This window comes from Reyranella sp., assembly GCF_004296935.1.
Classification (GTDB): Bacteria; Pseudomonadota; Alphaproteobacteria; order Reyranellales; family Reyranellaceae; genus Reyranella.
Map to the genome: position 1 here is coordinate 24906 of NZ_SCVH01000050.1, position 9584 is coordinate 34489.

Consider the following 9584-nt stretch of genomic DNA (forward strand, 5'->3'; position numbering starts at 1 on the left):
GCACGCCTTACGTCTCCTGCAATGTCACAGCTCACGCGTCTTTCCGTCCTCGACCAGTCGATCGCCGTCGCCGGGCGCCCGCAGGACCAGTCGATCCGCAACACCGTGGCGCTCGCCAAACATTGCGAGACGCTGGGCTACCAGCGCTTCTGGGTGTCGGAGCATCACAACCACCCGACCATCGTCGGCACCGCGCCGGAGATCGTGATCGCGGCGATCGCCGCCACCACCGAGCGCATCCGGATCGGCAGCGCCGGCATCATGCTGCCGCACTATGCGCCGTTCAAAGTGGCCGAAGTCTTCCGCGTGCTCGATGCCCTGGCGCCGGGCCGGATCGACATGGGCCTTGGCCGCGCCCCGGGCTCGGACGGCCGCACGGCCTTCGCGCTCAACCCCGCGGCCAACGAGCGGCCCGAGCATTTTCCCTCCGATGTCCGCGACCTGATCGCCTGGGTGCACAACGAACCCCTGGTCGAGCGCCATCCCTTCGCGGCGGTAAAAGCCTTCCCGCAGGGCGCGACGGCGCCCGAAGTCTGGATCCTCGGCAGTTCCGACTACGGCGCCCAGGTCGCCGCCCTGTTTGGCCTGCCCTACTGCTACGCCTGGTTCTTCAGCGACGGCGCCGGCGGCAAGCGCGCCATCGACCTCTACCAGCGCACCTACAGGCCGAGCGCCCGTCATCCCGAGCCGCACGCAGGACTCTGCGTGTGGGCGCTGGCCGCCGAGACGATGGAACAGGCGCAGTATCACTTCACCTCGCGGGCGCTCTCCCGCATCAACCGCGACAAGGGCATCCTGGTGCCGCTGGAGGCGCCCGACGTCGCGGCGGCAGCACCGCTCACCGTCCACGAGCAGGCGCGCATGGAGCAGTTCCGCAAGGATTCGTTCGTCGGCACGGGTCCGGAGGTCGCAGCACGGATTCGCGACCTGGCGGCAGAGGTCGGCGTCCAGGAAATGGCCGTCGTCACCTGGACGCACGACGAGGAGGTACGGCGCGAGAGCTACACCCAGCTCGCGCGCGCGTTCGACCTGAAAGGCTAGCGCGCCTCCGTCCAGCTTTCCGAGAAGGCGAGCGCGCAGGTGCTGAAGGGCCTTCCCTCGCGTTCGCGCTTCCAAGGCAGGCCCTTGGCCTGCGTGCCGTCCACAGTGAGCCGCGCGCCGAGTGCCGGCACCAGCACGGTGCAGACGCCGTAGGGACGTGGGTTCGGCGCCTCGTTGGGATTGGTGTGGATCAGCAGCGGATCGCCGACGTCGTACCAGGTGAGCGCCACCTCGGAATCGGCGGCCGACACATGCTCGGTCCAGAAATAGCGCGGATCGCCGGAACGGGTGAATTCGGCGTCGATCACCGGGATCGACGTGTCCTTGAGCTCGGGATTGAGCATGCCCTGCACGGTCTGCTGCAGCCAGCGCGCCATGGCGATGTTGTCGGAATAGATGCGCCAGCGGCCGTGCGTCAGCTCGCTCTTGAGATAGAGCACGTGCCCGGGCCCGGCCGGACAGAACAGGATGCGCCAGAAGCTGGCCTCGGTGGAGTTGGGATCGCCGTCCTTTTCGCTGAGGCGGATGAACGGATTTTCGCCGGTGACGATCACGCGGTTGGGGTCAGCAACGGGCATTCTGTTCTCTCCCTATAGAACCTGGTTGCGCAGCGTCTTCTCGTCCCGCCACAGGCGGTCGAGATTCTCCATCAGGATGTCGAGAACGTTGTCCTCGTAGGCCCGCGTCTCGCCCGCCGTGTGCGGCGTGATGAAGACGTTGGGCATCGCCCACAGCGGCGAGGAGGCGGGTAACGGCTCGTCGACCGTAACGTCGAGTGCAGCCGCCCAGATCTTGCCGCCCTGCATCGTCTTGATGAGGGCTGCCTCGTCGGCCACCTTGCCGCGCGCCACGTTCACGAATACCGACGATGGCTTCATGGCGGCAAAGGCTGCGGCGCTCATCAGGCCCGTGGTCTCGGGCGTCAGCGCACAGGTGAGCGCCACGAAATCGGCGTCGGAGACCAGCTTCACCAGATCGCCCATGCCGTGGATCGAATCGGCGCCGTTGGCGCCGGCCTTGGGATCGCGGCGGATGCCCACCACCTTCATGTCGAAGGCCCTGGCGAGCTTGGCGAGATGGCTGCCGATGCGGCCCATGCCGACGACCAGCAGCGTCTTGCCGCCCAGCTCGTCCTCGCGCTGGGCAAGATCACCGATCATGCCGCGCCAGGTCTTCTTGTGCTGGTTGTCGCGCGCCTCGGGCAGGCGCCGCGCGATGGCCAGGATCAGGGCGATGGCGTGTTCAGCCACGGCACGGGCGTTGACGCCGGCGGCACTCGCCAGCCGGATGCCCTTGGCGCCCAGCAATTCCTTGGAATACTGGTCCATGCCCGAGCTGATGGACTGGATGAATTTCAGCTTGCCGGCGTGCGGGATCAGGTCGTTCTTCCACATGCCGGAAGCGAGCACGACATCGGCCTCGCCGATCCGCTTCACCAGATCGTCGTAGGCGCGGACCTCGAAGCATTTGATCCCGGTGTCGCGCAGCTCGAACCGGTCTTTCATCCGGTATGCCGCATGCGCAAAGCAGATTGTCAGACTATCCCGCGTCGGAAACATGGCACTCCCCCTACACAAGGTGTCAGACTAGCCCGAACCGGACCTCAGGGGGAAACAACATGCGCCGCAATCCGCTTCGTGAACGTCTCAACGCCGGCAAGCCCACCGTGGGGACGCACATCCTGTCGGCATGGCCGACTCTGGTCGAGCTGATCGGCCATTCCAAGCTATACGACTACGTCGAATTCACCGCCGAGTACGCCCCCTTCACCATGCACGACCTCGATAATCTCGGCCGCTCGTTCGAACTCATGAACATGTCGGGCATGATCAAGATCGAGCAGACGCAGTACACCCATCAGGCGATGCGGGCGATCGGCTCGGGTTTCCAGAGCGTGCTGTTCGCCGACATCCGCTCGGTCGAGGACGCCAAGGCCGCCGTCGACGCGGTCCGCGCGGAGACGACGATGGCCAAGGGCGTGCGCGGCCGCGGCCGGCTGGGCGTCGGCATGCGGCGCGACGTCGGCACGGTGCGCACGGGCGGCACGCCCGCCTATGTCGATGCCCTGAACGAGGTCGTGATCGCCATCATGGTCGAGAAGAAGTCGTGCGTGGACGATCTCGACCGCATCCTCTCGGTGCCCGGCCTCGACATGGTGCAGTTCGGCGCTTCCGACTTCTCGATGAGCATCGGCAAGACCGGCCAGTACGGCCATCCCGACGTGCTGGCGGCCGAGACCAAGACCATCCAGATGGCGCTGAAGAAGGGCCTGCACCCGCGCGTCGAGCTGCGCGATCCCGCCGCCGCCGGCCGCTATCTCGAGATGGGGGTCAAGCATTTCTGCATCGGCTGGGACGTCCGCATCCTCGCCGACTGGTGGGATACGCAGGGCGCCGTCATGCGCAAGATGCTGCGCGCCAAGCCCAGGAAGACGTCGGCGAAGGCGGCCGCCAAGGGCGCACCGAAGGGAGCCAACGGCAAGGCGCGCGGCAATTACGCCTGAGCGCCCGGTGACCGAGCCGCCTGTCGCGCCGCGACGTCTGTCGCAGCGCACGCTGCACGGCGTGACCATCGTCGACGACTATGCCTGGCTGAAGGACGAGAAGTGGCAGCAGGTGCTGCGCGATCCGTCGCTTCTCGACCCCGACATCCGGGCCTATCTCGAGGCCGAGAACCGCTACGCCGAGACGCTTCTGGCGCCCGTGCGGGCACTGCAGAAGACGCTGGTCGCCGAAATGCGCGGCCGTATCAAGGAAGACGATTCCGGCGTTCCCACGCCCGACGGCCCCTTCGCCTATCTGTGGAAATTCCGCGAGGGCGGCCAACACCAGCTGATCGGACGCACGCCGCGGGCGGGCGGCGACGTCCAGCTCATCCTCGACGGCGATGCGCTGGCCAAGACATCCGACTACTTCAAGTTCGGCGGCACGCGCCATTCGCCCGACCATCGGCTCGAAGCCTGGAGCGCCGACCTGCGCGGGTCCGAGTTCTTCACCATTCGCGTAAGGCGCTGGGATACGCGTGAGGACCTGCCGGACACCCTGACGCAGACTGGCGGCAGTGTCGTCTGGGGCCTCGATTCGACGTTCTTCTTCTACATCCATGTCGACGACAACCATCGTCCGCTGAAGGTCTACCGGCACCGGCTGGGGACCACCCAAGCCGACGATGTCCTCGTTTACGAGGAGAAGGACATCGGCTGGTTCACGCGCATCGAGGAAAGCGCCAGCGGCCGCTTCTGCATCATTGCCGGCGGCGACCATGACACGTCGGAACAACGCCTGATCGATCTGTCCGATCCAGATGCCACGCCGCGGCTCATCGCTCCAAGAGAAACCGGCGTGCGCTACAGCGTCGCCGACCGTGGCGAGGAACTCTTCATTCTCACCAACGACGGCGGCGCGATCGATTTTCGCATCGCCACCGCTCCGCTCGCAGCGCCCGGACGCACGAACTGGCGCGAACTGATCGCGCACCGACCCGGCTCTTATGTCCTCGGCATGGAACTCTACGCCGGCCATCTGGTCCGGCTGGAGCGGGCGAACGCCCTGCCCTCGATCGTGATCCGCGATCTCGGCGACGGCAGCGAGCACGTCATCGCCTTCGACGAGGCCGCTTATTCGCTCGACATGGTCGGCGGCTTCGAGTTCGACACCACGGTATTGCGCTTTGCCTACTCGTCGATGACGACGCCGGCCGAGGTCTACGACTACGACATGGCGAGCCGCGAGCGCACCTTGCGGAAGCGCCAGGAGATTCCCACCGGCCACGACCCCGCCGCCTATGTCACGACGCGAATCATCGCCCGCTCGCACGATGGCGCCGAGGTGCCGGTGTCGATCCTGCACCGCCGCGACCTCGTCCGCGACGGCAGCGCCCCGCTCCTGCTCTACGGCTACGGTTCCTACGGCATGGCGATGCCGGCCTCCTTCTCGGCCAATCGCCTGTCGCTCGTCGACCGCGGCTTCGTCTATGCCATCGCCCATGTCCGGGGCGGCTCGGACAAGGGCTGGTCGTGGTATCTCGACGGCAAGCTGGCGAAGAAGACGAACACCTTCGACGATTTCGCCGCCGCCGGCCGCGCGCTGATCGCCGGGAAATACACGTCCGCAAAGCGCATCGTCGGCCATGGCGGCAGTGCGGGCGGCATGCTGATGGGCGCGGTCGCCAACCGGGCTGGCGAGCTCTTCGCGGGCATCGTGGCCGAAGTTCCCTTCGTCGACGTGCTCAACACCATGCTCGACGACAAGCTGCCGCTCACGCCGCCCGAGTGGCCCGAATGGGGCAATCCCATCACCGACGAGGCGGCGTTCCGCCATATCCTCTCGTACTCACCCTACGACAACGTCACTGCCCAGGACTACCCGGCGATCCTGGCAATGGCCGGCCTCACCGATCCCCGCGTCACCTACTGGGAGCCCGCCAAATGGGTCGCCCGCCTGCGGGCCACCATGACGTCGGGCGGCCCGATCGTGCTTCGAACAAACATGGGAGCGGGCCACGGCGGATCGTCCGGGCGCTTCGACCGACTCGACGAAGTCGCGATCGCCTATGCCTTTGCCCTGATGACGGTCGGCCTGGCAGTCACGCCAGCGTGATTCTCCGGCGTTTCGGCTAGACAGGGCTCGATCCGCGGGTTCATCCTCGCCGCAGCGTGGCGTTGACAAACAAGAACCAAATACACGGAGGAAACCCATGTCGCAGAAGAAAGAGTCGCGTCGCAAGTTCCTGAAGGGCGCCGCCGTCGCAACGGCCGCAACCGTCGCCGCGCCGGCCGTCGTCAAGGCACAGGGCCCGATCAGCATGCGCTGGCAGAGCACCTGGCCGTCGAAGGACATCTTCCACGAGTTCGCTCTCGACTACGCCAAGAAGGTCAACGACATGACCGGTGGCGACCTCAAGATCGAGGTTCTGCCGGCGGGTGCCGTTGTGCCGGCCTTCGGCCTCCTCGAGGCAGTGTCGAAGGGCACGCTCGACGGCGGCCACGGCGTGCTCGTCTATCACTACGGCAAGCAGACCGCGCTGGCGCTGTGGGGTTCGGGCCCGGGCTATGCCATGGACGCCAACATGTTGCTCGCCTGGCACAAGTACGGCGGCGGCAAGGAGCTGCTCGCCAAGCTCTACGCCTCGATCGGCGCCAACGTCGTGTCGTTCCCCTATGGGCCGATGCCGACCCAGCCGCTCGGCTGGTTCAAGAAGCCGATCACCAAGGTCGACGACCTCAAGGGCCTGAAGTTCCGCACCGTCGGCATCTCGATCGACGTGTTCCAGGGCATGGGTGCGGCGGTCAACGCACTGCCGGGCGGCGAGATCGTCTCGGCGATGGATCGCGGCCTGCTTGACGCGGCGGAGTTCAACAATGCCTCGTCGGACCGCATCCTGGGATTTGCCGACGTCTCGAAGGTCTGCATGCTGCAGAGCTATCACCAGAACGCCGAGCAGTTCGAGATCACCTTCAACAAGACCAAGTACGATGCGCTGCCTGACAAGATGAAGGCGATCATCTCCAACGCCGTCGAAGCGGCCGGCCAGGACATGGCTTGGAAAGCGATCGACCGCTACTCGAAGGACTATGTCGAGCTGCAGACCAAGGACAAGGTCAAGTTCTACAAGACGCCCGACCCGGTCCTGAAGGCCCAGCTCGAGATCTACGACAGCGTGGTGCAGAAGAAGGCGGCGGAAAACCCGATGTTCAAGGAGATCGTCGAGTCGCAGCTCGCCTTCGCCAAGCGGGCAACCCAATGGGAGCAGGACACGGTCGTGAGCCGCAAGATGGCGTTCGACCACTATTTCGGCCCCAACGCCAAGCCGGTGAAGCTGTAGGCTGAGGCCGCAAGTCGCGAGGCACCGCCCGGTGTTTCCCGGGCGGTGCCTCGATCCCTTCAAGCCCGGTAGGCAAAGCGCATGACCGTTGAGCGGTTCCTGCACACGATCGACGGCATCAGCACCTGGGTCGGCAAGGCGGCGGCCTGGCTGATCATCGTGCTGATGTCGGTGGTCTGCCTCGAAGTCTTCAAACGCTACATCCTGAACGCGCCGACCGCCTGGATCTTCGACCTCAACAACATGCTGTACGGCTCGCTGTTCATGCTGTGCGGTGCCTATGCTCTGGCACAGAACGCCCATGTCCGCGGCGACTTCCTCTACAGCTCGATGCGTCAGCGCACCCAGGCCACGCTCGATCTCGTGCTCTATTTCGTCTTCTTCTTTCCCGGCATCGGCGCGCTGCTCTACGCCGGCATCGAATATGCCGGCGATTCGTGGCGCATCGGCGAACATTCCAACGTCACCGCCGACGGGCCGCCGGTCTACCCCTTCAAGACGGTCATCCCGATCGCCGGCGCCCTGGTGCTGCTGCAGGGCATCGCCGAGGTGACGCGCTGCATCGTCTGCCTCAGGACCGGCGCCTGGCCGGCACGGCTGAAGGACGTTTCGGAGATCGATGTCGTCGAGGAGCAGCTGGCGCTCAGCGAGCATGTCGACGAGGAGACGCGGCGCGCCGCGATCGCCAACGCACAGCACATCGAGGAAGCCGCGCGCCAGCGGGGCATGGGCAGCGGAGACAACAAGATATGAGCGAACCCGCCCTCGGGCTCCTGATGCTGGGGCTCATCGTCGTCGTCATCATGATGGGGTTCGCCACCGCCTTCACCCTGATGGGGCTCGGCATCTTCTTCGGCTTCATCGCCTTCTACGACCCGTCGCAACCGTGGGCCGACAACAAGGTTTTCGCCCTGATGGTCCAGCGCACCTACGGCGCCATGACCAACGACGTGCTGATCTCGATCCCATTGTTCGTCCTGATGGGCTACGTCATGGAACGCGGCGCGCTGGTCGACAAGATGTTCTACTCGATCCAGCTCGCCTTCCGCCGCGTGCCGGCCGCGCTCGCCGTGGCGACGCTGATCGTCTGCACTTTCTGGGGTATTGCGAGCGGCCTCGTGGGCGCGGTCGTGGTGCTGATGGGAGTCATCGCCTTCAACCCGATGCTGCGCGCCGGCTATGACGTCAAGCTCGCCTCGGGTGTCATCACGGCCGGCGGCACGCTCGGCATCCTGATCCCGCCCTCGGTGATGATCATCGTCTATGCCGCCGTGGCCGGCCAATCGGTGGTCAAGCTCTACGCCGCCGCCATGTTCCCGGGCTTCTTCCTGGCTTTCCTCTATCTCGCCTATGTCATCGGCTGGGCGCTGATCAATCCCAGGATCGCGCCCAGGCTGCCGGAGGAGCAGACCCGCGTGCCGGTGCCCGGCTGGGTCGAGCGCCTGCAGGCCGCCTACTCCCGCAACATGTTCGCGGGCCTCGCCAAGGCGATGGTCTCGCCCGGCGGAGCCCGCACGCTCACAGCCGACGGCAAGCCGCTCGGCTATTCCGGCATCGCACATAATTTTCTCGTCTCGCTGGTGCCGTTCCTGCTGGCCGTCGTCGCCCTGGGCGGCACCTGGTGGTACGTCGTCATCCACAAGAAGACGCTCGAGGCGCCGGAGGTCGAAGGCCTGCAGCCGCTGGGCAGCGCCGCGGTCAAGCCGGCTGCTGCTGTCGACGCGGGCACGCCCGAGGCCTTCTACTGGTGGTTTGCCGGCATCGCCGCGCTGCTGGCGCTCGCTGTCGTGCGCTACTACTGGCGCATGGACGCCGCGCGCTTCACCGTGCTGAAGCTGCTCACGGCGTCGGTCATGCCGCTCGGCATCCTCACCGTGGTCGTGCTGGGCGTCATCCTGTTCGGCATCACGACGGCCACCGAATCGGCCGCGGTCGGCGCCGCCGGCGCCTTCCTGCTGGCCTTCCAGGCCCGCACGCTCGACTGGAAGCGTACCAAGGAGGCGGTGTTCCTGACCGCCAAGACCACCGCCATGGTGTGCTGGCTGTTCGTCGGCTCGGCGCTGTTCTCGGCCGTGTTCGCCATCCTGGGCGGTCAGGGCCTGGTCGAGCGCTGGGCGCTGTCGCTCAACCTCACGCCGCTGCAGTTCATGCTGCTGTCGCAAGCCATCATCTTCATCCTCGGCTGGCCGCTCGAATGGACGGAGATCATCATCATCTTCGTGCCGATCTTCCTGCCGCTCCTGAAGCACTACGACATCGACCCCATCCTGTGGGGCACCATGGTGTTCGTGAACCTGCAGGCCGCCTTCCTGTCGCCGCCGGTGGCGATGTCGGCCTACTACCTGAAAGGCGTGTCGCCGCCCCACGTCACGCTCAACCAGATCTTCGGCGGCATGATGCCCTACATGATGATCGTCATCCTGTGCCTGGCCATCATGTACGTCTGGCCCGGCATGTCGCTGTGGCTGCCGAACTATCTCTACGGCGGCTGAGCCGGCCCGCCGCCGCTGGCCCAACTTTGCGATTTTGGCCCAACTCGACCGACAGAATATCGGCCCTCTGCGCGCCGGAAAGCCAATGAATACGGCATTTCAGCCGTTCCGGCGGGCCCACCTGAAACGTGGGAGTGTTGGGCCCGAAGTTGGGCCCGGAGTCCGACCCCCTCCGCCCCGAAAGACGGGGCACCTCCCCCGCAGACGGGGGAGGAGGAAGAGGCCGAT

Annotated in this window: 8 protein-coding genes; 6 read left to right on the top strand and 2 right to left on the bottom strand. The window is 65.9% G+C overall.

The window, feature by feature from the left end; genetic code table 11:
• Nucleotides 1-21 precede the first annotated feature (21 nt).
• Nucleotides 22-1041 (top strand): LLM class flavin-dependent oxidoreductase, encoded by a 1020-nt coding sequence (locus EPO55_RS06670; protein ID WP_296335786.1) that lies wholly within the window; start codon nucleotides 22-24, stop codon nucleotides 1039-1041.
• Here the strand turns inward: EPO55_RS06670 and EPO55_RS06675 are convergent.
• Together EPO55_RS06675 and EPO55_RS06680 are read right to left on the bottom strand one after the other, a co-directional pair.
• The gene (locus EPO55_RS06675; protein ID WP_296335787.1) at nucleotides 1038-1619 is read right to left on the bottom strand and encodes a hypothetical protein; all 582 of its coding nucleotides are present in this window, start codon (nucleotides 1617-1619) and stop codon (nucleotides 1038-1040) included. The two genes, EPO55_RS06670 and EPO55_RS06675, sit on opposite strands and share 4 nt — an antisense overlap.
• Nucleotides 1620-1631: 12 nt before the next feature.
• Nucleotides 1632-2546, bottom strand: a complete 915-nt coding sequence (locus tag EPO55_RS06680; RefSeq protein ID WP_296335789.1) for a D-2-hydroxyacid dehydrogenase — start codon at nucleotides 2544-2546, stop codon at nucleotides 1632-1634.
• Nucleotides 2547-2659: 113 nt separating this feature from the next.
• On the opposite strand from EPO55_RS06680, the gene EPO55_RS06685 reads away from it, so the two are divergent.
• The 5 genes from EPO55_RS06685 to EPO55_RS06705 all read left to right on the top strand — a co-directional run bounded on the left by EPO55_RS06685 (nucleotide 2660) and on the right by EPO55_RS06705 (nucleotide 9356).
• Nucleotides 2660-3544: an aldolase/citrate lyase family protein gene (locus tag EPO55_RS06685; protein WP_296335790.1), complete on the top strand. Its 885-nt coding sequence runs from the start codon at nucleotides 2660-2662 to the stop codon at nucleotides 3542-3544.
• A 7-nt stretch (nucleotides 3545-3551) separates the two neighbouring features.
• The gene (locus EPO55_RS06690; RefSeq protein ID WP_363718648.1) at nucleotides 3552-5639 is read left to right on the top strand and encodes a S9 family peptidase; all 2088 of its coding nucleotides are present in this window, start codon (nucleotides 3552-3554) and stop codon (nucleotides 5637-5639) included.
• A gap of 97 nt (nucleotides 5640-5736) precedes the next feature.
• The gene (locus EPO55_RS06695) at nucleotides 5737-6864 is read left to right on the top strand and encodes a TRAP transporter substrate-binding protein (protein ID WP_296335791.1); all 1128 of its coding nucleotides are present in this window, start codon (nucleotides 5737-5739) and stop codon (nucleotides 6862-6864) included.
• 81 nt (nucleotides 6865-6945) lie between these two features.
• Nucleotides 6946-7617 (top strand): TRAP transporter small permease subunit, encoded by a 672-nt coding sequence (locus EPO55_RS06700; protein ID WP_296335792.1) that lies wholly within the window; start codon nucleotides 6946-6948, stop codon nucleotides 7615-7617.
• Nucleotides 7614-9356 carry a TRAP transporter large permease subunit gene (locus EPO55_RS06705; RefSeq protein WP_296335793.1) on the top strand — a complete coding sequence of 581 codons (1743 nt, stop codon included), beginning with the start codon at nucleotides 7614-7616 and terminating at the stop codon, nucleotides 9354-9356. The genes EPO55_RS06700 and EPO55_RS06705 overlap by 4 nt, the downstream gene beginning before the upstream one ends.
• The last annotated feature ends 228 nt before the right edge of the window (nucleotides 9357-9584 follow it).